The 24,630-nt window shown below is 65.2% G+C and carries 20 protein-coding genes; 12 read left to right on the top strand and 8 right to left on the bottom strand.

Going from position 1 to position 24,630, the window contains the following annotated elements; translation table 11 throughout:
• Both ACM9HJ_RS05110 and ACM9HJ_RS05105 read left to right on the top strand, forming a co-directional pair.
• Window positions 1-1,161 carry an NAD(P)/FAD-dependent oxidoreductase gene (locus ACM9HJ_RS05110; protein WP_416570619.1) on the top strand — a complete coding sequence of 387 codons (1,161 nt, stop codon included), beginning with the start codon at window positions 1-3 and terminating at the stop codon, window positions 1,159-1,161.
• 36 nt (window positions 1,162-1,197) lie between these two features.
• A complete protein-coding gene (locus tag ACM9HJ_RS05105; RefSeq protein WP_416570618.1) occupies window positions 1,198-2,154 on the top strand; it encodes a GlxA family transcriptional regulator in 957 nt (318 codons plus the stop codon).
• Window positions 2,155-2,326: 172 nt separating this feature from the next.
• On the opposite strand, the gene ACM9HJ_RS05100 is transcribed toward ACM9HJ_RS05105, so the two are convergent.
• Window positions 2,327-4,711: a TonB-dependent receptor gene (locus tag ACM9HJ_RS05100; RefSeq protein WP_416570617.1), complete on the bottom strand. Its 2,385-nt coding sequence runs from the start codon at window positions 4,709-4,711 to the stop codon at window positions 2,327-2,329.
• A gap of 469 nt (window positions 4,712-5,180) precedes the next feature.
• Here ACM9HJ_RS05100 and ACM9HJ_RS05095 point away from each other — a divergent pair, with 469 nt between their 5' ends.
• The 10 genes from ACM9HJ_RS05095 to ACM9HJ_RS05050 all read left to right on the top strand — a co-directional run bounded on the left by ACM9HJ_RS05095 (window position 5,181) and on the right by ACM9HJ_RS05050 (window position 17,148).
• Window positions 5,181-6,458: an aspartate aminotransferase family protein gene (locus ACM9HJ_RS05095; RefSeq protein WP_416570616.1), complete on the top strand. Its 1,278-nt coding sequence runs from the start codon at window positions 5,181-5,183 to the stop codon at window positions 6,456-6,458.
• Between the two features lie 11 nt (window positions 6,459-6,469).
• Window positions 6,470-7,462: a phosphotransferase enzyme family protein gene (locus ACM9HJ_RS05090; protein WP_416570615.1), complete on the top strand. Its 993-nt coding sequence runs from the start codon at window positions 6,470-6,472 to the stop codon at window positions 7,460-7,462.
• Window positions 7,459-7,998, top strand: coding sequence for a peptide deformylase (gene def / locus ACM9HJ_RS05085; RefSeq protein ID WP_416570614.1), 540 nt, complete (start codon window positions 7,459-7,461; stop codon window positions 7,996-7,998). The genes ACM9HJ_RS05090 and def overlap by 4 nt, the downstream gene beginning before the upstream one ends.
• A 110-nt stretch (window positions 7,999-8,108) precedes the next feature.
• Entirely contained in the window at window positions 8,109-9,509 is a 1,401-nt protein-coding gene (locus tag ACM9HJ_RS05080) for an aldehyde dehydrogenase family protein (RefSeq protein WP_416570613.1), read from the top strand.
• Between the two features lie 97 nt (window positions 9,510-9,606).
• Window positions 9,607-10,914, top strand: coding sequence for a spinster family MFS transporter (locus ACM9HJ_RS05075; RefSeq protein WP_416570612.1), 1,308 nt, complete (start codon window positions 9,607-9,609; stop codon window positions 10,912-10,914).
• Window positions 10,911-11,393, top strand: a complete 483-nt coding sequence (locus ACM9HJ_RS05070; RefSeq protein ID WP_416570611.1) for a YybH family protein — start codon at window positions 10,911-10,913, stop codon at window positions 11,391-11,393. The genes ACM9HJ_RS05075 and ACM9HJ_RS05070 overlap by 4 nt, the downstream gene beginning before the upstream one ends.
• Window positions 11,394-11,426: 33 nt before the next feature.
• On the top strand, window positions 11,427-12,179 hold the full coding sequence (locus ACM9HJ_RS05065) for a DJ-1/PfpI family protein (protein WP_416570610.1): 753 nt from the start codon (window positions 11,427-11,429) through the stop codon (window positions 12,177-12,179).
• A gap of 327 nt (window positions 12,180-12,506) precedes the next feature.
• The gene (locus ACM9HJ_RS05060; protein WP_416570609.1) at window positions 12,507-12,938 is read left to right on the top strand and encodes a hypothetical protein; all 432 of its coding nucleotides are present in this window, start codon (window positions 12,507-12,509) and stop codon (window positions 12,936-12,938) included.
• A gap of 145 nt (window positions 12,939-13,083) precedes the next feature.
• On the top strand, window positions 13,084-14,166 hold the full coding sequence (locus tag ACM9HJ_RS05055; protein WP_416570608.1) for a LacI family DNA-binding transcriptional regulator: 1,083 nt from the start codon (window positions 13,084-13,086) through the stop codon (window positions 14,164-14,166).
• Between the two features lie 213 nt (window positions 14,167-14,379).
• Complete coding sequence (locus ACM9HJ_RS05050; protein WP_416570607.1) at window positions 14,380-17,148, top strand: glycosyl hydrolase 115 family protein; 2,769 nt, start codon at window positions 14,380-14,382, stop codon at window positions 17,146-17,148.
• A gap of 79 nt (window positions 17,149-17,227) precedes the next feature.
• On the opposite strand, the gene ACM9HJ_RS05045 is transcribed toward ACM9HJ_RS05050, so the two are convergent.
• The 7 genes from ACM9HJ_RS05045 to ACM9HJ_RS05015 all read right to left on the bottom strand — a co-directional run bounded on the left by ACM9HJ_RS05045 (window position 17,228) and on the right by ACM9HJ_RS05015 (window position 24,599).
• On the bottom strand, window positions 17,228-17,437 hold the full coding sequence (locus tag ACM9HJ_RS05045; protein ID WP_416570606.1) for a cold-shock protein: 210 nt from the start codon (window positions 17,435-17,437) through the stop codon (window positions 17,228-17,230).
• A gap of 184 nt (window positions 17,438-17,621) precedes the next feature.
• Window positions 17,622-18,326, bottom strand: a complete 705-nt coding sequence (locus tag ACM9HJ_RS05040) for a TetR/AcrR family transcriptional regulator (RefSeq protein ID WP_416570605.1) — start codon at window positions 18,324-18,326, stop codon at window positions 17,622-17,624.
• A gap of 67 nt (window positions 18,327-18,393) precedes the next feature.
• A complete protein-coding gene (locus tag ACM9HJ_RS05035) occupies window positions 18,394-19,707 on the bottom strand; it encodes an alpha/beta hydrolase-fold protein (RefSeq protein WP_416570604.1) in 1,314 nt (437 codons plus the stop codon).
• An 8-nt stretch (window positions 19,708-19,715) separates the two neighbouring features.
• Window positions 19,716-20,228 carry an OsmC family protein gene (locus ACM9HJ_RS05030; protein ID WP_416570603.1) on the bottom strand — a complete coding sequence of 171 codons (513 nt, stop codon included), beginning with the start codon at window positions 20,226-20,228 and terminating at the stop codon, window positions 19,716-19,718.
• 20 nt (window positions 20,229-20,248) lie between these two features.
• A complete protein-coding gene (locus ACM9HJ_RS05025; protein ID WP_416570602.1) occupies window positions 20,249-21,301 on the bottom strand; it encodes a Gfo/Idh/MocA family protein in 1,053 nt (350 codons plus the stop codon).
• Between the two features lie 11 nt (window positions 21,302-21,312).
• A complete protein-coding gene (locus ACM9HJ_RS05020; RefSeq protein ID WP_416570601.1) occupies window positions 21,313-23,613 on the bottom strand; it encodes a CocE/NonD family hydrolase in 2,301 nt (766 codons plus the stop codon).
• Window positions 23,610-24,599 (bottom strand): dipeptidase, encoded by a 990-nt coding sequence (locus ACM9HJ_RS05015; RefSeq protein WP_416570600.1) that lies wholly within the window; start codon window positions 24,597-24,599, stop codon window positions 23,610-23,612. Before ACM9HJ_RS05015 ends, ACM9HJ_RS05020 begins: the two co-directional genes overlap by 4 nt.
• Window positions 24,600-24,630 lie beyond the last annotated feature (31 nt).

Here is a 24,630-nt window from a genome sequence, read left to right as displayed (position 1 = left end):
ATGGATGACCCGATCGTCATCGTCGGTGCCGGCCATGCCGGTGCCCAGGCCGCCATCGCCCTGCGCCAGCGACAGTACACGGGCCGCATCCTGCTGCTGGGCGATGAACCCGACGCGCCCTATGAGCGCCCGCCTTTGTCCAAGGAATATCTGGCCGGCGAGCGGCCGCTGGAGCGGCTCGCCCTCCGCTCGCCTTCCTTCTGGGCTTCCAAGGATATCGCCCTGATGCCCGGCCGCCGCGTTGTGGCCGTCGATCCCGCCGCCCGCCGGCTGACGCTAGCCGACGGGGATAGCATCCCCTATGGCCGCCTGATCTGGGCCGCGGGCGGCGCGCCCCGCCGCCTGACCTGTCCCGGTGCCGACCTGTTCGGCATCCATGTCATCCGCACGCGCGCCGATGTGGATGGGCTGCGTGGCGACCTGCATGCCGCCCGACATGTGCTGATCGTTGGCGGCGGCTATATCGGGCTGGAGGCGGCGGCGGTGCTGGTCAAGCTGGGCCACGCCGTCACTTTGGTTGAGGCGCAGGACCGGCTGCTGGCCCGCGTCGCCGCCCCCGACCTGTCGCGTCTGCTGGCCGAACGGCACCGGGCGGCTGGTATTGACCTGCGCCTGGGCGTCACCGTCGCCGGGCTTTCCGGTATCGATGGCCGCGTGGCCTTGGCCCATCTGTCGGATGGCACCGACCTGCCCGTCGATCTGGCCATTGTCGGCATCGGTATTGTCCCCGTCGTGGGGCCGTTGCGCGATGCCGGTGCCGAAGGGTCCAACGGAGTCGATGTCGATAGCGATTGCCGCACCAGCCTGCCCGGCATCCTGGCCATCGGCGACTGTGCCGCGCGGGTGAACCCCTTCGCCGATGGCAGGCGCCTGCGGGTGGAATCCGTCCAGAACGCCATGGAGCAGGCCATGTTGGCCGCCTGCGCCCTGACGGGTCATCCGCCGCCGCCAGCCACTGTGCCAACCTTCTGGTCCAACCAGTATGAGTTGAAGATCCAGACCGCCGGCCTGTCGCTGGGCCATCACGCGACGGAGATGCGGCGCACCGCCGACGGACAGGGAACGGTCCTGACCTATCTGCGCGGTGGCCGGATCATCGCGGCGGATTGCGTGAACGCCCCGCGCGACTTCATGGCATTGAAATCGGCCATTATCGGCTGAGTTGCACCCCGGATCGTCCATTGGTAACGTTGGGCCATGGCACAGACCAAGCCGCTGCATATCGCGTTTGCGATGTATGAGGATGTCAACTTCCTGGATGTTGGCGGCCCGCTGGAAGCCTTCTGGCTGGCGACCAATGATACGGGGGAGGAGAATGATCCCCGCTACCGCCTGACCATCGTGTCGCTGAAGGGCGGGCAGGTCCGCACCTCCAGCGGCATGCTGATCGAAACCCTGGCGTGCAGTGCCCTCGGGCCCGTCGATACCGTCATCATCCCCGGCGGCGGCAGCCCGCAATCCCCCAAGGTGCCCGAGGACATGGTGCGCTGGATCGCCGAGATCGCGCCCAAGGTCCGGCGCCTCTGTTCGGTCTGCACCGGTGCCTTCCTGCTGGCCGCTGCCGGACAGCTGGATGGGCGCACCGCCACGACCCATTGGGCCGCGGCCCGCCTGCTGCGCAAGCGTGCACCGACGACGCAGGTGGAGGATGACCGCATCTATCTGCGCGACGGCAATGTCTGGACCTGCGCAGGTGTGACCGCCGGCATCGACCTGGCCCTGGCTTTGATCGAGGATGATTACGGGTTCGAGGCGGCGATGGATGTCGCCCGCTATCTGGTCGTCTATCTGCGCCGTCCGGGATCGCAGTCGCAATTCAGCAAGCCACTGTCGCTCCAGGCCGCCGATGACAGCTTCGCCGCCCTGCATGCCTGGATCCGCGAGAATCTGGCCCAGCCGCTGACCGTGGAACGCATGGCGGAAGTGGCGGGGATGAGCGTGCGCACCTTCTCCCGCCGCTATCGCGACCAGACCGGCCGCACGCCGGCCCGCGCCATCGCAGCATTACGGCTGGAAGCGGCTCAGAACGCCATGGAACGCGGCACCTCCACCCTGAAACGCATCGCCCGCGATTACGGCTTCGGCGACGAACGCAACCTGCGGCGGGCGTTGCAGCGGGAGTCGATCATCTGGCCGGGGGAGGAGGGGGAGTAGTGTCTGGGGAAATCTGGGGCACTTGGGTTCAACCCTCTCTACCGTCACCCCGGCGGAGGCCGGGGGGGGTATCGAAGGTGCCCATGCGTTTTCGCAGAGGCACGGGCAACAAAAGAACCCCGCTTCCGAAGAAGCGGGGCCAGGTGCGTCCCATCCCAGGACAGCAGTGACATCAATACCGCGCCGTCAGCGTCGCACCGATCGTACGCGGGCGCAGCGTGTTGGCGTAATAGGTCGTGTCGGTGGGGAACGCGTTGGAGATGTAGTTCAACTGCGGGGCCGAGTTGAACAGATTGTCGACGAACATCGACAGGTCGAAATCCTCGTTCCGCCAGCCCACGCGCAGGCTGGTCAGGTGATAGCCCTGATTGCGCCGGCCATTGACGTCATAGCCGGACGAGGTGGGCGTATCGTACTTGGCGAACAATCCGCCGGCGCGTGAGGCGTACTGGTGGATGGCGCGGATATAGCCGTCGGCATCACCATCCAGCGGCAGGGAATATTCCACCGTGCCGGCGATCTGCCAGGGTGGGCTGTCGCTGACCAGCGCACCCTTCTGCGCCAGGATGATGTTGTTCGACGTCACGGTTTCGGCAAAGCGCGAGCGGTTGTAGCCGGCCGACAGCGACAGGAACAGCGCATCGGTGGGTTTGGCGCTGACCGCCAGGTCGAAACCGTCGCTGTTGGCCGATCCCAGGTTGGTGGTGAAGGCGCCGGGGCAGCCGCTGAGCGTCACCCCGCTCTGGATGTTGCTCCAGTCGATATGATAGGCACTGGCATTGACCTGCATGGCCCGGTCGAACAGGCTGACCTTGCTGCCGACCTCGTAATTCCACACCGTATCGCTGTCATAGGTCTTGGGCGCGCTGGACATGCCCAGCTGTGACAAGGCGGCCAGACAGGGTGGGGTCGGGGTGATCGGGATGTTGGCGCCACCGGTGCGGAAGCCCTTGGAAGCCGATGCATAGACCATGGCATCGTCGGTCGCCTCCCAGGTCAGGCTGACTTTGGGCGTGATCGGGCTTTCCTTCTGCTTGCCGGTGGTGAATTGCCGGCCGCGGGTGAAGGACCCGTTCAATTCCTCCTCATAGGAGAATTTCATCGACGCCGCCCGGATACCGCCCGACAGTTTCAGATCGCCCAGCTGGTAATCGGCATTGGCGAAGGCCGCCAGTTGCTCATCCTCGCCATGGTAATCGCGGAAATAGCGGGTGATGCCGTTGACGTTGCGGAAGCCCAGCAGGGTTTCGAATTCGTCGGCGTAATAGGAGTCGTTCACGGCGATGGTGTTGACCTGTTTGGCCCGCTGGAAGAAACCGCCGACCAGCCAGCTGAACGGGCCGTCGCCATCGGATTGCAGGCGGATTTCCTGGGTGAAATTGTCCTGGCGGTTACCCACGACATTCTCCGCCCCGCCGGCGGCCACGAACGCCTCGGGCAGCAGGATGGGCAGTGGCAGCACCCCGATGCCGGGCAGCGGGCCGCCGACGCGGTTGGTGTTGTAAAGGCGGGCCACACCCTCATCCAGATTGCTGTAATCCAGGATTACCGACTGGCGGCGGGTGAAGTTGGAGGTGACCGACGTCGCCGTCATCCCGTCCAGATAGGCCTCCACCTTCAGCGCCGGCAGATAGAACCGGTCCTTGGACGGCTGGGCCAGGGTGCGACCGCTGATCAGCTTCTGATCGTCCCGGTCGGACAGGCGGGCATAGAACTGGGATGAGTCCTTGGCGCGGGTTTCCTGGAAATTCACGGACGGCGTGATGCGCCAGATATCGTTGGGGGCGAACAGGGCCGCCGCCTTCATCGTATGTGCGGTGGAACTGTTGGCATCCTTGTCGACCATGGCGCCCGTGCGCTCATTGATGCGGTCGACATAGCCGGCCTCGCGGCGATAGGAGGCGCTGAGCCGCACGGCCAGCTTGTCCTCGATGATCGGGGTGCCGGTGGCCACGCCCCCCTCATAGCCGATGCCGCCGCTGTCGGTGGAGGTGACCTCCGCCCGGGCATAAGCCTTCACATCGTCCAGATCGGGGGTGGGGGAGATGAAACGCACCGACCCGCCCTGGGAACCGGAGCCGAACAACGTACCCTGCGGCCCGCGCAGCACTTCCACCCGGTCCAGGTCGAAAATGGTGGGCAGGGCATCGCCGGCATTCTGCGGGCCGGTATTGCGGGCCTGGATCGGCGTATCGTCGATATAGATGCCGGTGGTGGCACCACCCACCACCGACCGCACGCCACGAATGGCGATATTGGCCGGCTGGAAGGTGCTGGGCGGGGTGAAGGACAGGCCCGGCGTCTGGGCCACGATATCGGTGAAGCTACGGATTCCCTGCTTGTCCAGGGCCGCCTGATCCAGGGCCGCGACGCTGGCCGCCACACGGTTCACGCTTTCCACGCGCCGGTTGGCTGTGACGATGATCTCTTCCAGGATGGAGGCACCGGCCGGCTCCGTCGTCGTGCCCGTTTGCGCTAGCACCGGTGACACCATCAACGCCGCCGTGCAGACGCCCAGCGACAGCCAGCCCATACGCTTTACTGACTCCCCGTTCATACTAACCCCCGTTCGTTCAATTGGATTTGGATTGGAGCGTCGCCGGCCGGGTCAGCATGCTGAAACCCTGTCTTCTGTCACGGCGAAACTGCTGCTTTTGTGATGGGGAGGTTACTTGAAGCGGGGATGGCTGGTGGGCCAAACCACGGGCAATTTCGGCCAGATTTGGCCGGATGATGCGTGAGCATGGGCATCTTTCCTCCATGGAACGGTGCCGGTAGAGGTGGGAATTATGGCAACAAACCATTGATATAAATTGAGTTATTTGGCCGCTGGGCTGGTCTCTCCAGTACCCGGCCACCGCAGGCCCTACTCGGCCACTTGGCCGAATTTTGCCAGTAAGTGGCGTTGTATTGTGCGCCCTTATCCGTGATCGTTCTCTTCAAGGCACATCGCAGTCCCCGGTCCTCAAAAGCCGGGGCGCGCACACTTTCGTGTGGAGAGTTCGTTGGCGGATGGGAAGAGATGAATGTCTGATATCGACGCGCTGATCCTGCGCCGGCAAATGGTGCTGGGCCGCAACAGCCCGCTTTTCTACGACCGGCCGCTGCATCTGGTGCGCGGCGAGGGCGCCTGGGTCTATGACGCGACCGGCCGTGCCTATCTGGACGTCTATAACAACGTCCCGTGCGTCGGCCATTGCCACCCGCATGTTGTGGATGCCATCGCCCGGCAGACGGCAACATTGAACCTGCACACCCGCTATCTGGATGAAACCCTGATCGCCTATGCGGAACGGCTGACGGGCCTGTTCGCCGATCCGCTGGATAGTGTGATGCTGACCTGTTCGGGCACGGAGGCGAACGAACTGGCCCTGCGGCTGGCGCGCTTCATCACCGGCGGGCAAGGGATCATCGTCAGCGACCTCTCCTATCACGGCAATTCCACCATCCTGGCCAGCCTGGCCAGCGCCTTTCCGGGTGGGGAACTTTTTCCGTCCTTCGCCCGGGCGGTGCGGGTGCCCGATCCGGTGCATGACCGCCAGGGCCGCACCGATGCCGAACTGGCCGCCGCCTTCGCGGCCCAGGTCCAGGCGGCGGTGGACAGCCTGAAGGCCGATGGCATCCAGGTCGCAGCATTGCTGATGGACAGTTTCTTCGCCAATGAAGGGCTGCCTGATCCCGTGTCGGGTTACGTGGAACAGTCGGTGGAGATTGTGCGCAAGGCTGGCGGCCTGTTCATCTGTGACGAGGTGCAATCCGGCTTCGCCCGCACCGGCGATGCGATGTGGGGGCACCAACTGACCGGCGTCACACCCGATATCGTCACCCTGGGCAAGCCGATGGGCAATGGCTATCCCGTCGCCGGCATGGTGACGCGGCGCGATTGGGTGGACCGGTTCGGTGCCGCGTCACGCTATTTCAACACCTTCGCCGGCAATCCGGTGGCGGCCGCCGCCGGCATGGCGGTGCTGTCGGTGATCGAACGGGAGGATATCCAGGCCAACAGCCGTCGGGTGGGCGCCCATGTCCGCGCCGGGCTCCAGGCACTGTCGGCCAAACACCCGATCATCGCCAATGTTCGGGGACGCGGCCTGTTCTTCGGGGCGGAACTGATCCGCCCCGACGGCAGCCCGGCGGATGTGGAGACCAAGCAGCTGATCAACCGCATGCGCGACAATGGCGTGCTGATCAGCCGGGCCGGCCGCAACAGCAATATCCTGAAGATGCGACCGCCCCTGGTGTTCTCCACCGACAATGCCGATCATCTTCTGTCCGTCATGGACGATGCACTGGCCGCCTTATAGGGGATCGATCCTTGGCCGATTTCTACCAACTCTCCGACGCGGACCAAGCCCGACACCTGACTGGCCTTGCCCGGGCGGCCCTCGCCCGCTGGGACGGGCGGTTCAGCGATCCGGTGCTGTTCAAGTACCGGGAGAATGCCGTGTTCACCACCCATCGCGAAGACGGAGCACGGTTCGCGCTGCGCGTCCATCGCGCCGGGTATCATGGCGACAGCTCGCTGCGGTCGGAACTCTATTGGATGCGGGCGCTGGGAGAGGCCGGCATCCCGGTTCCCCCCGTCCTGCCCGCCGCCGATGGCAGCCTGTTCGTCCATGCCGGGGCCGATGGTGTGCCGGAGGTGCGGCAGGTGGACATGCTGGGCTGGCTGTCGGGCGGCAGCGGGCCCAGGGACGACCATTATTTCAGGATCGGCCAGCTGGCGGCCCGGCTGCACAGCCAGGGGTCGCAAATCCCGTTGCCGGCCGATTTCGACCGCCACAGCTGGGATGCTGGCGGTCTGCTGGGCGAAAACCCGGTCTGGGGCCGGTTCTGGGAGTTGCCGGCCCTGTCGGCGGATCAGCGCGACCTGCTGCTGCGCGCACGGGAAAGGGCGCTGGCCGACCTTGCCGACTATGGCAAGGCGGAAGACCGTTACGGCATGATCCATGCCGACCTGATCCGCGACAATCTGATCCCGGATGGCGACCGGCTGCAGGCCATCGATTTCGATGATTGCGGCTTTGGCTGGTACCTGTTCGAACTGGCGACGGTGATCAACGCCATGCCCGACGGGGCCGATCCGGTGCTGCGCGGGCAGCTGTTCGCCGGCTATCGCAGCATCCGGCCGCTGCCCGACCTCGACCAATTGCCGCTGTTCCGCTTCCTGCGGGCGACGACATATCTGGGCTGGCTGCAGACAAGGTCGGAAACCCAGACGGCGCGGGAAAAGGCGGCCATGCTGATCGACGGGTGCTGCCGATTGGCAAATGAATATCTGAACAACGCAACGGGAGGGCGGCCATGATCCGGGAGATTTTGAAGCTGGGCGATATCCGCCTGCTGCGCGTCGCCAAGCCGGTGGCGGATATCCACGATCCGGCGCTCAAAACCGTGATCGCCGACATGTACGACACGCTGCATGCCGCCAATTCCTTCGGGCTGGCCGCACCGCAGATCGGGGTCGATCTGCGTGTTCTGATATTTGGCATAGAACCCAATAAATACCATCCCGATGAACAGCCGGTGCCGCTGACCGCCCTGATCAACCCGTGGCTGGAAATCCTGACGGAAGAAACGGTGCAGGCGCCGGAATCCTGCCTGTCGGTGCCGGGCATGCGCGGGCTGGTGCCGCGCCACACCCATATCCGCTATGGCGGCACGCTGGAGGATGGAAATGTCGTGGAACGGGAGGCTAGGGGCTTCCATGCCCGGCTGTTCCAGCATGAATACGACCATCTGGACGGCATCCTCTATCCCCAGCGTATCAGCGACATGACCAAGTTCGGCTTCACCGAGGCTTTGCTGCCCGGCAATGACTGGGCCAAGCACGCGTCCGAATAGACCGATCCCCTGAAACACATTCCAGAATACAGACCGGCCCCATCGATGGGGCCGGAAGGGAGCCCTTGTCCGGACGATGGCCGGCAGCGGGGCGCCAAGGAGAGGACCCGATGGAGAATATTCCGGCCCTGATCATCGATGGCCGACCGCTGCCAATCGGCGAGACGCAGGATGTCATCGATCCGGCCACCGGCCGGGCCTTCGCCCGCGCACCGCTGGCCAGTCTGGCCGATCTGGACCGGGCGGTGGCGGCGGCAAGGCGGGCCTTCCCGGCCTGGGCGGCCACCGCGATCGACGAACGCGCCGCCGCCGTCGACCGCATCGCCACCGCGATGGAGGCTGAACGCGACAGCCTGGGCGCCCTGCTGTCGCGTGAACAGGGCAAGCCCCTGCACAGCAGTGCGGTGGGAGAGATCGTGGGTGCCGCCGCCTGGGCCCGCGCCACCGCCGCCCTGCGCCCGCTGGTGGAACTGGTGAAGGACGGGGTGGAGGTGCATCGCCGGCCGCTGGGTGTCGTCGCCTCGATCACACCCTGGAACTATCCGGTGCTGATTTCCATCTGGCACATCATGCCGGCCCTGGTCGCGGGCAATACAGTGGTGCTGAAACCATCCCCCTATACGCCGCTCAGCGTGCTGCGGATGATCGAGATCGCCAATGCGCATCTGCCGCCGGGCGTGCTGAATTCGGTTTCCGGTGATGCGGCGTTGGGACAGGCGATGGCGGAGCATCAGGGGATCGACAAGATCGTCTTCACCGGATCGACGCCGACCGGCCGGCGCATCATGGCCAGCGGTGCCGGCAATCTGAAGCGCCTGACCCTGGAACTGGGCGGCAATGACGCGGCCATCGTCCTGCCCGATGCCGATATCGACGCCATCGCGCCGAAGATCTTCGCCAAGGCCTTCAGCAACAATGGCCAGACCTGTGCCGCCCTGAAACGGCTTTACGTGCATGACGCCGTGCATGACGCGCTGGCGGAAAAGCTGGCGACCCTGGCCCGCCAAGCGCGCACTGGCCCCGGCAACGACCCGTCCACACAGTTCGGCCCGGTGCAGAACCGGGCACAGTTCGACTATGTCTGTGCGCTCGCCGCCGACGCCCGCGCCAAGGGCGGCCGGTTCCTGTCCGGCGGCGCGCCGCTGGATCGCGACGGCTATTTCTTCCCGATTTCGATCCTGGTCGATGTGTCGGACGGGATGCGCATCGTCGATGAAGAACAGTTCGGCCCCATCCTGCCCCTCATCCGCTTCACCGATGCCGAGGATGCGCTGGCCCGCGCCAATGCCAATGAGAATGGGCTGGGCGGGTCGGTCTGGTCGTCCGATCTGGCCAGGGCGCGGGCGCTGGCCGAACGGATGCAGGTGGGCACGGCCTGGGTCAATGACCATGGCACCATCTCCCCCGACGCGCCCTTCGGCGGCGCCAAGCAATCCGGCATCGGCATGGAATTCGGCCTCCACGGGCTGGACGAATATATGCAGTTGCAGACCGTGCGGATCAGCCGCTGACCGCCCTGGCCGAAATTGCCCGTCCAGCGGCCTTTGCGCTTCGATGGACGACTGACACAATCGCTCGATGACCCGCCCAAGGGAGTGCCGATTGCCCATGACCGATCCCACCGCGACCGATGCACCACCCAACCCGCTCTACGCCTATTACGTGCTGTTCGTGCTGGTGCTGATCTTCATCCTGAACTGGATCGACCGGCTGGTGATCTCCATCCTGCTGGTGCCGATCCAGCAGGAATTCGGCCTGTCGGACACGGCCATGGGGCTGTTGAGCGGGTCCGGATTCGCGGTGCTTTACGCCATCGCCACCCTGTGGATCGCGCGGTTTTCCGACCGGCATAACCGGCGCAACCTCGTCTCACTGGCCGTCACGGTGTGGAGTGTCGCGACCTCCATCTGCGGTGCCGTCACCGGCTTCGGCCAGATGCTTGCGGCGCGTGCCGTGGTGGGCGTGGCGGAGGCGGGCGGCGGGGCGCCCACCTATTCCCTGATCGCGGACTATTTCGCACCCAAGCGCCGGGCGCTGGCCATGGGCATCTATTCCAGCGGCATCTATATCGGCATCATGCTGAGCTTCCTGCTGGGCTCCTTTCTGGCGGAACGGTTCGGTTGGCGGATGACCTTCCTGATGCTGGGGCCGCCGGGCCTGCTGCTGGCCCTGATGCTGCGCCTGACGGTGAAGGAACCGCTGCGCGGCCGGTTCGAACCGGCCGCCTTGCGCGGGGATGAGGCGACGGGGGCGTCCCTGCGCTTCCTGGGGCAACAGCGCGCCTATCTGGCCGCCGCCGGCGGCCTGACCATCACGGCGGTGACGCAGGGTGCCTATGCCGCCTGGGCACCGGCCTTCCTGATCAAGGTGCACGGGTTGGGCCTGACGGAGGTCGGGGTGCATCTGGGGTTGGTGCTGGGCATCGCCGGGGGCATCGGTACCTTCGTGGGGGGCGGACTATCGGACTGGATGTCGGAACACAATCCGCGTGTCAGACTGTATTTTCCGGCCATCGTCACCCTGCTGACCACGCCCTTCTTCGCGATGTTCTGCTTGGCGGACGATCTTTATACCGGGTTGGCCATCTATGCCGCCGGGACGGTGATTTCGGCGATGCATTTCGGGCCGGCCTTCGGCCTGACCCAGAACCTGGCCCGCCCCTCCATGCGCGGCCTGGCCACCGCCCTGGTCATGGTGGCCACCGTGCTGACCGGCCAGGGCATCGGCCCGGTGCTGACCGGGATGATCAGCGACGGGCTGCGTGATGGCATGGGGGACGAGGCCCTGCGCTATGCCCTGGCCATCATGGCCGGCTTCGCCACGCTGGGGGCGCTGATGTTCGCCTATGGGGCGCGATACGTGGCGCAGGACATGGAGCGGGCGACCGGTGCCGACCTTTCCGGAGACAGATCATGATCGATCGCCGATCCCTGGCTGTGATGGGCCTGACCGGTGGCGCCCTGCTGGCCACGGGCACCCAGGCGGCAACCGTACCCGGCCGCGATGCCATCCTGGCGGAAACGGCCGAGGCCCGGCGCCGCTTCGCCGAGATCCTGTTCACTGGTGATCACGCCGCCCTGCCGGCCCTGTTCACCGCCGACACGCTGGTCTTGCCGGCGGGGCGGCCGCTGGTACGGGGACGCGATGCCGCCATCGCCTTCTGGATGGCGGCGACCAGCAATCCGGCCCGACGTCTGCGCAGCCTGTTCGATCTGGTCGACCAGATCATCGAGGGGCCGCTGGTGATCGAGACCGGGCTGGCCACCGTCTGGGCGGTAGAGGAAGGCAGGGAACGGATCATCGACCACGGCAAATATGTCCTGGTCTGGAAATGGGATGAGGGGCGGTGGAAGCGCCACCGCGACATCTTCAACAGCGACGGGCCCAAGGCGTAAGGCCGGCGACCCTGATCAACAAAGAGGAATGCCATGAACCATATGATCGACCGCCGCTCCTTCGCCGCGATGGGGCTGGCCGGCAGCGCCGCCCTGCTGACCGGCGGCAGCGTGCAGGCGGCCCAGCCGCAAGCGCTGGAGGGGGAGGGCACCCGTGCGGGCAAGAAAACGCGTGTGGCGATGCTGCTCTATCCCGGCACCACGGTGCTGGACTGGGTCGGCCCCTATGAGGCGCTGCACCGGGTGGAAGGGGTGGAGGTGGTGCTGGCCGCCAAGAGCCTGGACCTGATGAAAAGCGACAGCGGCATCATGGATTACAAGGCCAATGCCACGTTCGACCAGATCGACCGTACCGATGTGCTGCTGGTGCCCGGCGGGGCCAAGGGGTTGATGGACGCGTCCAACGACCCCGCCACGATGGACTGGCTGCGGCGCATGGACAGCACGTCGGTCTATACGGTGGGCATCTGCACCGGATCGCTGATGCTGTCCCATGCCGGCCTGTTGAAGGGCAAGCGCGCCACCACCTATTGGAAATTCACCGGCATGCTGGACCAGGCCGGATCGACCTTCGTACCGGAACGCTGGGTCCGCGACGGCAAATACTGGACCTCGGCCGGCGTCTCGGCCGGCATCGACCTGACCCTGGCCCTGATCGCCGACTTGTACGGCCCGAAGCGGGCGATGATGGCGCAACTGGCCATCGAGTACGACCCCCACCCGCCGTTCAATGCCGGGTCGTCCCGGACGGCCCCACCGGAGGTGGTGCAGGCGCTGGGCGGCTGAGTTTCGGCTGTCCGGCAGGTCCATGCCAAGCGCATGGACCTGCCGGAGCCGGCGGCCGCCGCTCCATCGGTCTTTTCCATCCGCCCAGGTCCGCAAGACCAACCCTGCCGTTTGGAAATAGTCCGCATTGGCGCGGGCGGCATAGCCCGTGTCCACACCTATTGCGAATGATTTAGCCGGCGGCCCGTATAGAACCATGGCAATAACAATGCCTTAGCCAGGAAGTTTTCTTGTCGTTTCGGCAGTTTCCAGTCCTGATGGTGAATGAAGGTTACGGGCATGGGCATGATATCGCCCCCCAAATTCACCCATCCGGGAGACATGGACATGCAAGTCGCGATCAATGAAACGGCATTTCACCTCCAGACCTGCCTGATCGATCTGAGCGGCGTGGAACCGCACCTGCCGGCGCTGCGCCGCCATGCCGAGGCGATGTCCGGCAGCCAGGCATCCGCCGACGCCTATACCGGCGCCTTGCTGGAGATATTGGCCACGGACAGCAGCATCCTGCCGGCCGGTTCCAGCAGCAAGGTCGGCCTGTTCAAGCTGTACAACCGCCTCTATGCCAATCTTTTCAACCAGGACCGGCGGGAGGAGGACGGGTATCGGCAACTGTCATGGCAGGCCCGCCAAGTGCTGTTCCTCGTCCTGTCTGAAGATTTCACGATCGACGAGACCGCCGACATCATGGACATGACCGCGAGCGAGGTGGAAGCCATTGTCCGGACCGGCGGCGGGGCGACACCGCTCTATAATTGACATTGGTGTTGCCCGATGAATGGTCGGGATATCGTTATCGACCCGGACGTGCGCCGCCACTTCCCTAACCGCCGCCCCCGGCCTATAACGCCTTGAGAAGGGTGGAATCCCGGCACCTGTTATCGTGACATGCAGGAAGCGGGGATTGCAGGGCACGGGGGATATTTTGGGCGACGAGAACGATAATCCCGGCACCGGCCGCCGCAAGCCGGCTGTCACGGTCCATGACGTGGCCAAACTGGCCGGCGTATCACCCATGACCGTCTCGCGCGTTGCCAATGGCACCAAGGTGCGCGAACCTTTGCGCAAGAAGGTCGAAGCCGCGATCCGCGAGCTGAACTATGTGCCCAACGTCGCCGCCCGGGTGGCGCGGTCGGGCAGTTTGCGCATCGGCGTGCTGTTCAACAATCCGCGTTCCTCCAACCTGGGCGACTTCCTGATGGGTGCCTTCCATCAGAGCGGGCGCGACGGCAGCCAACTGGTGATCGAGCCGGTGGCGGCCCATCCCGCTCCGGTCGACGCGGTGCGCAAGCTGGTGGCCGCCGGGGTGGATGGCATGATCCTGCCCCCGCCGCTGTGCGACAGCCTGGAGGCGCTGGACCTGCTCTGGCAATCCGACATCGCCGCACTCAGCTTCGCCACGGCCGACCCGCGATCCCATTCATCGGCCGTGCTGGTCGATGATTTCGAGGGTGCGCGGGCCATGGTGCGCCACCTGCTGTCGCTGGGCCATCGCGACATCGCCTTCGTGCGCGGCAATCCCAGCCACTCCCCGGCGTTGCGGCGGGAGGAGGGGTTCCGTGCCGCCATGGCCCAAGCGGGACAGCCGGTGCGTCCGGAATGGGTGGTGCAGGGGGATTTCAGCTATCGTTCCGGACTGGAGGCGGGGCGGCGGCTGCTGACCGGGGCCGAGCCGCGGCCCAGCGCCATTTTCTCCAGCAATGACGACATGGCCGCGGCCATCATGGCCATCGCCCTGGGGGCCGGACTGCGCGTGCCGGCCGACCTGTCCATCTGCGGTTTCGATGATACGCCCATCGCATCGCTGATGTGGCCGCAACTGACCACGGTGCACCAGCCCATCGCCGAGATGGCGTCGAAAGCCGTGGAGATGCTGACCGACTTCATCAAGGAACGGCGCGGCGGGGCCGCCCCGGCCGTACGCCACCATGTGGCGCCTTTCGCATTGCGGGAGCGGGAGAGCACCGGGCCGGCCCCGGCACGGTGATATTTCCCGGCATGTTTCATGCCCCTCAGTCGCCGGCGCCCACATCCGTGGGCTTGGCTACGCGGCACGTGCCGCGCGGCGGCAGTCGCCGCCGTACCAACGGTCAAACATTTTGATCGGTGGTTTGGTCTCATATAATGGAATAATATTCTATATTGTATGATAAATAGCCTGAACATAGTATGCGGGGCCGCCCCATTGTCGAGGGAGCCCATGTTCCATCTTTCGCGCCTTGTTCTGCCCGTCATCGCCGCGTCCCTGCTCTGCGCGACCGCTGCAGCCAGGCCCGTCGAGCTGTTCGACGGCAGCCGCGTCGCCGGCATCATCCATGATGGCGGCCAGCCCACGGGGCTGGCGGGTGACCTGCTGGCCCGCGATCTGGTGCAACTGACGGGGCATGCGCCCCCAGTTTCAGCCGATCCGGCGCAATGCGGGCGGCTCTGCATCATTGTAGGCACGGCGACATCCGACCTGGTCAGCACCATCGCGCGGGAGGAAGGGGTCGACCTGTCGGCGCTTTCCGGACAGTGGGAACGCTATCTGCGGCTTTCCATCCGGTCCAGGCGCGATCCGTCCCGCCAATATCTCCTGATCGCCGGGTCGGACCCGCGCGGCGCCGTTTGGGGTGTGATCGACCTGACGCGCGAGATGGGTGTTTCCACCTGGGAATGGTGGGCCGATGTCACGCCGCGCCGGGTGCAGCGCCTGCCGGTCGATGGTGGGCGCATCCTGTCGGAGGGCCCGTCCGTCCAGTATCGCGGCATCTTCCTGAATGACGAGGATTGGGGGCTGCAGCCCTGGGCGGCGAAGACGTACGAGCCGGAGACGGGCGATATCGGCCCGAAGACCTATGCCCGCATCTTCGAACTGATGTGGCGGCTGAAGGCCAACCTGATCTGGCCCGCCATGCATGACAGCACCAAACCCTTCTACCAGATCGCCGGCAATGCGGAGATGGCGGCGGCCTATGGTATCACCGTCGGTACCTCGCATGCCGAGCCGATGATGCGCAACAATGTGCGGGAATGGGACGAGGCGGCGCGGGGGCCCTTCAATTTCTTCACCAACCGCGATGCCATGGTCGATTACTGGCGCCAGCGGGCGGACGAGGTGAAGGGGTTCGACAACATCTATTCCATCGGCCTTCGCGGCAAGCATGACAGCGCCATGGAGGGTGCGGCCACGCCCGACGCGGCGCGCGCGGCCATGGAACAGGTGATGGGCATCCAGCGCGACCTGCTGGCCAAGGCGCAGAACCGCCCGGCCGACCAGATGCCCCAGGTCCTGACCCTCTACAAGGAGGTGCTGGACATCTACAAGACGGGGCTGGCGGTACCGGACGACGTCACCCTGGTCTGGCCGGAGGATAATTACGGCTATATCAACCGACTTTCCAGCCCCCGCGAACAGGCCCGCAGCGGCGGATCGGGCGTCTATTACCACATCTCATACTGGGGCCGGCCGCATGACTATCTATGGCTGGCGACGACCCACCCGGCCCTGATCCGCGAGCAGATGGACAGGGCCTGGCAGATGCAGGCGCGCAGGATCTGGGTGGTGAATGTCGGTGACATCAAGCCGGGTGAGTATCTGACCCAGTATTTCCTGGATCTGGCCTTCGATCATCGTGCCTTGGCCCCGGCCCCGCGCCGGCACCTGGAAGCATGGGCGGAAAGGCAGTTCGGCAGCCAAGTGGCGGGGGAGGTTGCCGGCATCCTCACCAGCTATTACGATCTGGCGTTCGAGCGACGGCCGGAATTCATGGGCTTCAGCCAGACGGAGCCGACACGGCCCATCCGCATCGGCGATTACATCCGCACGGGCGGGGCCGAGGCCTATGCGCGGATGGAGCGCTATGCCGACCTGGCGGCAAGGGCCACGGCGCTGGCGTCGCGGCTGCCCGCGGATCGGAGCGATGCCTATTTCCAGCTCGTGCTCTATCCCGTGCGTGCCGCCGCCGCCATCAATGAACGCAATCTGACGCTGGACCTGGCGGCGCTGCATGGGCGGCGGGGTCGGGCCAATGTCAACGCCCATACCGAACGGGCCCGCACGGCGCATGCCACAATCATCGCTGAAACCGCCGCCTATAACGACCGTAATGGCGGTAAATGGCGCGGCATGATGGACATGGCACCGCGTCGTCTGCCGGTCTTTGCCGAGCCCGCCTATCCCGGGGTGGATATCGCCGCACGTCCCGGATGTGTCGTGGAGGCGGGTGAACTGGCTTTCGTTTCCGGCCGGCCCGCCAGCCACAGCCTGACCATCTACAGCCATGGCGAGGCGGCGGACTGGTCGCTGGCCGGGGTGGCGGGTGCGGTACCGGCTGTCACAGCCGGCCGGCTGGACGCCGCCAACGGGTTCGAGCAGCGGGTGGCGCTGCGCTATGATGGCGGGGAGGTGCTGGAGGCCGGCACGGTGCAATGCGCCGGCCGGGCCATCAAGGTGGCGGCCACCCTGTTGCCGGCCCCATCCCCGGACATGCCCCTGGAACTGAACCGCATCATTTCCCTGACGGCGGCGGATGCCGTCCCGGACCCGGATGCAGGGTGGGAGAGGGTGCCCGGCCTGGGTTCGCGCGGCGATGCATTGCGGTCCAGGCTCACGCTGCCATCGGTGGAGGATGCGGCGGCCACACCGCCGCTGACCTTCGCCTTCCAGACGCGTGCGCAAACGGATGCCGAGCTGCGTATCGTGGCCCTGCCCGTGCATCCGCTGACGGCGGACAACTGTCTGCGTCTGGGCGTGCAGGTGGATGATGGTGCGGTCCAGGTGCTGGATTACCAGACGCATGGCCGCAGCGAGGAATGGAAGGAGAATGTCCTGTCCAACAGTGCCACGCGCACATTGGCACTGGGGCAGCTTGCCGCCGGGGCGCACCGGATCAGGCTACATGCGCTCGACCCCGGCTTCCTGCTGGACCGGATCGATGTGCGGCTGGACGGGGCGCCGGACTATTACGGGGCCCCGCCGATACGATAGGGACCGCTCCCGCCGTCCGGACATGAAAAAGGCGGCGGCGTGAAACCACGCCGCCGCCTTGATCCGGACCAGCAGTCGCTTAGGCGACGCGCAGGTTCTCGGCCGCGGTCTTGCCCTTGCGGGGATCGCGGACGGCGTCGAAGCTGACCTTCTGGCCTTCATTCAGGGTGGACAGGCCAGCCCGCTCGACGGCGGAGATATGGACGAAAACGTCGGCGGAGCCATCCTCGGGCTGGATGAAACCGAAGCCCTTGGTGCTGTTGAACCACTTGACGGTACCGGTGGTCATGTAAACCTCCTGGGATCTTTCCCGTTCGGAGCTGCCCGGCGCGAGAGTGCGATCGGGCATCAAAGTCACGACAGGGACGAACCGGCCGAAGCCGGCAGATAACCCAGTAGCAAAGTCGATGCGACCGATATAATCCCCATGGCGGCGGGTGGCAAGGGTTTGCGCGAAAATATCCCCGCCGCCGTCACAAGCCCTTCGGCGCGGCCTTCTTCCTGGCCGGCTTCTTCTCCGGCGGGGCCTCGGCATCGGGCTTGCGCGGGCGGGCCGGCTTGGCGGCACTGTCCAGCGGCGGCGGTGCGCCCAGCACACCGGTGATGTAGTCGGCGACGATGGCGAACAGGTTGATCGATTTATAGGCGCCGGGTGCCGCCATGACGATGCAGCCGATCCCCTCGATAATCGCGTTCAGGCCCAGGGCGGCCGTGGGGATTTCCATATCGGCGTGCATCAGGCCGGCATCCTTCAGCCGGCCCAACTCCTCCTCCAGCAGCGACAGGAAGGTCAGGTCGCGCTTGTGCTGGTTGCGCAGCAGGGTGGCGTTGCCGATGGCCCGGCCACGGAACGCCTCCAGCAGCCGCACCGCCTTCAGATGCTCGGTGGTGATCGGCAGGTGCCGGCGGATGATATAGTAGAGCCGTTCGGCCCCCTCCAGTTCCGGAGGCGGCGTCCTGGTCTTGTCCAGGATCAGGTCGAAGACATGGTTCTTGGCGAAGAACAGCAGGTCTTCCTTGCTGCGGAAGTAATGTTGCACCGCACCGGTCGTCAGGCCGGCGCGGGTGCCAATATCGGACAGTTTCGCATTCTCAAGACCGATATCGAGGATGACCTCGCATGCCGCCTTGGCAAGACGCGCGCGCCGTTCTTCATGGTCGGCTTTGGGGCGGGGCATCACATTATCTCCAGGATAATTATTCCGTATTTCTTAACAGTCGGGTTGCCGCTTCCGCCAGCCAAATTTAGCCCGGTGGTGGCCCCGCATTGCATAAATCCGCGCTGTTTTGCGGCCGGGTCATCGCGATGATGGCTTCGGGCAGCGCCATGCGCCAATGCAGGAAGTTGTGACCGCCCAGGAATTCGCGATAGCAGCTTTGGTAGCCCTTGGCCGCCAGCATGTCATGGAACCGCCGGTTGGGGCCCCGCATGCCGTCGACACTCTCCATCGATCCGGGCTGGATATAGAAACGCACGGGCAGGGGGCGGGGCAGGGCCAGATATTGCCGGGCCAGCCAGTCGGTCTCATGGTCCTTCTCGTCGGGCGCCGACCAGAAGGCGGCGGACTGGGCGATGACATTGCCGAACAGGTCGGGATGGCGCAGCGCCATCGACCCGGCGGCCAACCCACCCCGGCTGGCGCCGGCGACGATGGCATCGCGCGGGTCGGGAGAAATATCGAAACGCTGGCGGATGATGGGCATCAGTTCGGTGACCACGAACCGTTCGAACGGTTTACTGGCATTCAGTTCCGCCTGGCGCAGATCGGGGGACAGGCTGTCCACCATCACCGCCACCAGCGGCGGGATATTGCCCTGCGCGATCAGCCCGTCCAGCATCTCCGGCACCATGCCCGGCGTGCGGTAGGACAGGCCGTCGAACAGCAGCAGCAGGCCGGGCTTTTTACCGGATGCGCTGCCTGGCGGCTGGTATACGACGATCTTGCGGCTGTTGCCCAGGATCGTACTGGCCAGTTCGAATTCGACCACCTGGCCGCGCATCGGCTTGGCGGCGTTCTCCCAAGCCTCCGGTGGGGCCGCCGGTCCTTCGAACACATTGTCGTGGGTCAGGCGGCGGTAATAGATGTCGTCGATGGTCCGCTGGTTCAGCGGGTCCAGGAAAAGGTCGTAAGTCTGTGTCTCCCCCTGCCATTCCCGCTGCCAGGTCAGTTGTGGCAGGGCGGTGCGGGAACCGATCAGGGTGTAGGGGGAGCGCAGGGCGGCGGGCAGATCGTAGGTGCGGAACCAGATATCCGTGCCGGCCAGATGCCGCATCGGGTCGCCGCTGGTCCAGGGCACCTCGTTGAACACGCCGAACACACCGGGTGCCGCCGCATCCGACGGACCACGCCACAGGAAGGTGACGATGGCGCGGCCGGGATCGCCCGCCGCCGGTTCGACCAGCGGGGTGCCTTTGGCCGCCATCTCCGTCCAGAACTGTTCCAGCCGCGCCGGCCCGGTATCGCGGGCCAGTGCTTCAAGGCGTGGGCTGGACGGCGCATCGGCGAAGGAAGGTGCGGCCCAGAACAGGGCCAGGGCGCACAGGGCCGCGCGGATCATGCCTTGCCTCATGGAACCTGCCGCATCGACAGCTTGACCTGCATCGGCTGGCGGAACACAGCCAGCACGGGGCAGCAGCGGTTCACATAATCCAGAAGCTGCGCCACCTGGGCTTCGCTGGCCGATCCTTTGTAGGTGACATCCGCCGTCACCTCATAAAACCCCACGGGCACGTCCGGCGACATGTCGAAGAAGCCGCGCGCATCCAGGGCGCCGGCCAGTTTCACCACGATGTCGGTGGCATCGATGCTCAGGTGGGCGGCGTAGCACAGCATCGTCACCTGGATGCTGGCGCCCAGGCCGGCCAGGGCGATTTCCGCCGGGTTGGGGGCGGTGCCGGTGCCGCCGAACACGGTCGGCTCATCCACCAAAGTCTCGACATCGCCGAAACGGGCGATGGATTGGAAGCCGCGCACCTGGGTGACGGTGCCGCTCATCGGCTCTAGGCATTGTTCGGGCGTGGCCTTGCTTACCGTCTCGCGCAGCCCGTCCATGAAGGATGCCAGTTCGATCCTGTCCATGTCTCTTCTCCCTCAATCGATCAGTGGTAGGCCGCTTCGATGACGCGCAGGGCGCGCAACGCATCCTCGCCCCCGATCGACGGGGCGCGGTCGTCCCGGATGGCGGCGATGCAATCTTCCAACTGCGTGGCGAAATGGTCGGGGCAGGGGCGGCCTTCCAGCGCGATCTGGCGCATGCCCTTGCCCTGGTTCAGGAACAGGGCATTGGCGAAATGGAAGATGCGCAGGCTGCCGGTCGTGCCATGGACGGAGATCGACCCCGGCTCCCCCAGCCAGGTGCCGGGCGGCGCCAGGCTGCCATCAGTCAGCCAGCTCATCCCTCCGGAAAACATGCCCTCGTTCGGCAGATATGTCGAATAGGTGCCGGCATTATAGATCAGGTGCCCCATGGCCCCGCCGGCAAAGCGCATGGTCAGATGTTCGGACCGCAAGGGGGCGCCGGAAATCTGCCCGCTGCCCATCACCTGCACCGGCGCCCCGCCGGTGAACCAGGAGAAGACATCGATCAGATGCACGCCATGATCGACCAGCCCCATCCCGGAACCGCCCGGCCCGCCATGGGGATAATGCACGGGGGCAAGTTGGCGATAGGCGGCGGCACCATTGCCGCCGATCATCTGTTCGGTCATCACCTGGATATTGCCGATGGCACCCTGGTCGATCAGCGCCTTGGCCGTGCGCACCGCCGGCAGATAGCGATAGATGGAGCCGTAGAACAGCTTTACCCCATGCCGGGTACAGGCCGCCACCATGGCCACGCCATCTTCCACCGTCACGGCCAGCGGCTTTTCGCACAGGATGGGGAAGCCGGCGGCGGCAGCGGCCTCGACAATCGGGCGATGGGTGGAAGCTGGCGTCAGCACCAGGACCAGATCGACCCCGCCCCTGGCCAGCAGGTCGCGATAGTCGGTGTAATGGGCGGCATCCAGCGCTTGGCCCCAATGCCGGGCCGCGTCTGCATTGACGTCGCAGACGGAGACAATGCGGATGCCGTCCAGCTCCTGATAGGCGGCGATATGTTCCTTGGCCACCAGCCCCAGGCCGATGATGCCCAGGCGGAATTGCGACTGCATAGGGTGCCCTTTCATTGCGGCATCACCGGCAGGATCACGTGGCTGGCGGCACCCATTGCGTGATGGATCTGCATCCGCCCGACCTTGGTTTCGGTCACGTCCGCCTCGATCCCGCCGGTGTTGGAATTGGGGAAGGAGTAATTATCCATGGCGTTCATCACCGCGATGCGGATGCGATGGCCCTTGCGGAAGGTGTTGGCGATGGCCTTGAGGCTGATCTCATAGCGCACGACATCCTTCAGCTTGCCCGACAGGGGATGCGCCTCGGTGAAATTCTGGCCGAACACATGGAAATCCGGGTCCTCCAGCTTGCGGAACCGAGCGCGGATGACGCCCATGGTCAGGCGGTTGGACCGGTTGTCCGCATCCACATCCGATATGTGCGCCCACCAGTCGGTGTCCTTCACATCGGTGGAGGCATAGAGGATCAGCTTCACATCGCCGGCGATGGTCATGTCTGCTTCCAGCGGGGCGCTGGTATAGGTCACGACGTCGCCGCGATCCTCGATATCCTTGAAATCATAGGGGAATGTCTGCACATCGGCATATTCGCCCATCAGGTCGAAATTGTACCAGTTGCGCGGCGGATCGGCCGGGTCGTAGCTGTAGGCATCGACCGGCTGCGGGCCTGACGGTACCGTGGTGGTCAACAATCCTGCATTGGAATCCCGCGCCGCCTTGCCGTCGCTGTGGAAATAGAAGGCGCGCGGCTGGGCTTCCTTGGGCGGCCAGGCGCTGGCCTGTCGCCATTCATTGCTGCCCAGGACGAAATAATCGACCACCTTGTCGGTGACGCCGTTGGCCACGCCCTTCAGGTAATGGTCGTACCATTTCTGCTTGGTCAGCCAGATATCGTCCCGCAGGGCATTGGCGCCGAAGGCATAGCCGTTCAGCGTGCGGTCATGGTTGTAGCTGTGCTTCCACGGGCCGATCATCAGGCGGTTGGGCTTGGTCCCGTATCGGCTCATCATCGCCCAGGTGCTGCGCGTGCCAGGGAAGTCGTCATCGAACCAGCCGCTGATCTCCAGTGCCGCGAAGTCGCGCGGGCCCTGGTCCAGGAACCAGTTCTGCGGCTGCCAATATTCGTCGTTCTTCCAATGCTCGATCGCCCCACGCCAGGCCGGTAGTTCCGTTCCCGTGGCATAGACATCCAGGTCGCGGATGGGCCGGTGGCGCAGCACGTCCGGCCAGGTACGGCCGGGCAGCAGCTTGCGGTCGAACATCCAGAACAGGTAGAAGGGCGTGCCCTGGATGAAGGTGCCGCCCATATAGGGCTGGTCGCCGAAGGCGGTGCCCAGCGTGCTTTCCGACACAACGCATTTCAGCGCCGGGTTACGCGCCATGGCGGCGGCCCATTGCGTGAAGCCGTGATAGGAGAGACCCTGCATGCAGACCGACCCGTTGGACCAGGGCTGTTGCGTGATCCAGTCCAGCGTGTCGGCACCATCCTCATGTTCCTGCAATTGCAGGCGTGCCGTGCCTTCCGACCGGGATTCGGGGTCCCAATAGGCCGTACCGCGCACTGCCTGCAACACGACGGCATAGCCCTTGACCACATATTGCTCATACCGGCCCAGCAGGTCGGAAATGCCATAGGGGTTGCGGACCAGGATGGTGGGGAAGGGGCCCTTGGCTCCCGCACCCTTGGGCAGATAGACGCGGGTGGCCAGCCTTTCACCATTGCGCGTTGGCATCATTGCCAAGTCCAGCGCGTCATAGCCATGGATCGGCTGCGACATGCCCGGCGCCTGCCAGGCGGCAACATTGGTGAAAGCCTCAAACCCCCGCCGGACCATGACCGTATCGTCATTGACGTCGATGGCGGCGACCAGCATGCCGTCATCGGCGATGAACAGGTCCATCGGGTCGGTGGCATCCTTCTGCGCCCAGCGCGTCACCGCGACCTCACGCCCGCCAATGCTCCGCGCGATGCGGGCGTGGCGGACATAGACGGCGGTGGAGCCCGGCCAGGAGGCGGCGTCCAGATCGCGCCAGCCTACCGCCTTGATCCGCGACAAAGCGGGGATCAGGCCGGTCAGGGCGCCGTTCAGCTTGAAATCCGCCGTACGCTGGGCGAGATCGGCTTCAGTGGCGGCGACATCCGGGCCCCAGGCGGCATCCTTCGGGTTCCAGCGTCGCAGCGTGTAATACCGTCCGTCCGCGATTTCCAACTGGTAATAGGGCACGCCGCGGCGATAGCCGTCGAAAAGCTGGGCCGCCTCGGCCTGTACCGCCGGCTTTTCTGGTACCGTGGTCCCGCAACCCGGCAGCAGCAGACAGGCGGCGACGAACAGACGGAAGATCGGCTTCATTTCCACACGGCCCCTGCGATGCGCATCCAGTTGCCGCCGATGATGCCCTTAATCGCCGCGTCGCCATAGCCGGCCTCATCCATCTTCGCGACCAAGTCCCACAGCATCTGGGGCCCGAAAAAGGCGATGGGCTGCCAGTTCTCCAGCGGACCCCAGACATCCGGCGCCGACGCGAAGGCGCGTTCCAGCAATCCGGCATCGGCGGTCCAGTCCAGGCCCAGGCCGACATGACCGGCCCCCACCATCTGCACCGCATAATCGACATGGGCGAACAGGCGGTCGGCGTCAGGCTGCCCGCCCAGGTAATAACCCGCCCCCGTCAGCCCCACGACACCGCCGCGCGCCGCGCAGGCCCGCACCACCTCATCGGTCAGGTTGCGGGCATGGGGATGGATGGCGCGCATGCCATGATGGGAACAGACCACCGGATCACGGGAGGTCTCGATCATGTCCAGTTGCGATCGCACGCCGGCATGGGCGCCATCGACGATCATGCCGACATCGTTCATCCGCTCGACCACGCGGCGGCCGAAACGGGTCAGGCCCAGATCGTCGCCATCGGTGCAGCCGCCGCCGATGGAGTTCACGATATTGAAGATCGGGTGGCAGAGCCGCACGCCCAGATCGTAATAGAGATCGATCATATCCAGGTTGCGCTCGATACAGCGGAACCCTTCCAACTGGATACCCACGGCCAGCTTGCCGGCCGCCTTGGCCTGTTCGATGTCCTCGATACTGTGGACCAGCAGACAATCTTCCCGTTTCCTGACATCGCGGCGCAGCCGGGCGATGCGCTGGATGGCCTGGGAGATATTGTGGTCGTCGCCGGCCGGGTGGCACTGGATGAAATCGACCCCAGCTGCCTGATAATACGGGAACAGGTTGTCGCCATTGCCGATGGGCGGCTCATAGACGAACACCATATCGGTCACGATGGTTGCTTGGCCCAGCCGTGAGCGGAGTTCCTGGGTATCGGAAGAAGGCATGGGGTCATCCCGGTTGGCGAAAGTGGAAGCG

Source organism: Niveispirillum sp. KHB5.9, assembly GCF_048066115.1.
Classification (GTDB): Bacteria; Pseudomonadota; Alphaproteobacteria; order Azospirillales; family Azospirillaceae; genus Niveispirillum.
This window is presented reverse-complemented; position numbering and strand designations above follow the sequence as displayed.

Coding starts and splice junctions, on each gene's coding strand:
- ACM9HJ_RS05110 (WP_416570619.1), top strand. CDS start 1: ATGGATGACCCGATCGTCATCGTCGGTGCCGGCCATGCCGGTGCCCAG.
- ACM9HJ_RS05105 (WP_416570618.1), top strand. CDS start 1,198: ATGGCACAGACCAAGCCGCTGCATATCGCGTTTGCGATGTATGAGGAT.
- ACM9HJ_RS05100 (WP_416570617.1), bottom strand. CDS start 4,711: ATGAACGGGGAGTCAGTAAAGCGTATGGGCTGGCTGTCGCTGGGCGTC.
- ACM9HJ_RS05095 (WP_416570616.1), top strand. CDS start 5,181: ATGTCTGATATCGACGCGCTGATCCTGCGCCGGCAAATGGTGCTGGGC.
- def (WP_416570614.1), top strand. CDS start 7,459: ATGATCCGGGAGATTTTGAAGCTGGGCGATATCCGCCTGCTGCGCGTC.
- ACM9HJ_RS05080 (WP_416570613.1), top strand. CDS start 8,109: ATGGAGAATATTCCGGCCCTGATCATCGATGGCCGACCGCTGCCAATC.
- ACM9HJ_RS05075 (WP_416570612.1), top strand. CDS start 9,607: ATGACCGATCCCACCGCGACCGATGCACCACCCAACCCGCTCTACGCC.
- ACM9HJ_RS05070 (WP_416570611.1), top strand. CDS start 10,911: ATGATCGATCGCCGATCCCTGGCTGTGATGGGCCTGACCGGTGGCGCC.
- ACM9HJ_RS05065 (WP_416570610.1), top strand. CDS start 11,427: ATGAACCATATGATCGACCGCCGCTCCTTCGCCGCGATGGGGCTGGCC.
- ACM9HJ_RS05060 (WP_416570609.1), top strand. CDS start 12,507: ATGCAAGTCGCGATCAATGAAACGGCATTTCACCTCCAGACCTGCCTG.
- ACM9HJ_RS05050 (WP_416570607.1), top strand. CDS start 14,380: ATGTTCCATCTTTCGCGCCTTGTTCTGCCCGTCATCGCCGCGTCCCTG.
- ACM9HJ_RS05045 (WP_416570606.1), bottom strand. CDS start 17,437: ATGACCACCGGTACCGTCAAGTGGTTCAACAGCACCAAGGGCTTCGGT.
- ACM9HJ_RS05040 (WP_416570605.1), bottom strand. CDS start 18,326: ATGCCCCGCCCCAAAGCCGACCATGAAGAACGGCGCGCGCGTCTTGCC.
- ACM9HJ_RS05035 (WP_416570604.1), bottom strand. CDS start 19,707: ATGATCCGCGCGGCCCTGTGCGCCCTGGCCCTGTTCTGGGCCGCACCT.
- ACM9HJ_RS05030 (WP_416570603.1), bottom strand. CDS start 20,228: ATGGACAGGATCGAACTGGCATCCTTCATGGACGGGCTGCGCGAGACG.
- ACM9HJ_RS05025 (WP_416570602.1), bottom strand. CDS start 21,301: ATGCAGTCGCAATTCCGCCTGGGCATCATCGGCCTGGGGCTGGTGGCC.
- ACM9HJ_RS05020 (WP_416570601.1), bottom strand. CDS start 23,613: ATGAAGCCGATCTTCCGTCTGTTCGTCGCCGCCTGTCTGCTGCTGCCG.
- ACM9HJ_RS05015 (WP_416570600.1), bottom strand. CDS start 24,599: ATGCCTTCTTCCGATACCCAGGAACTCCGCTCACGGCTGGGCCAAGCA.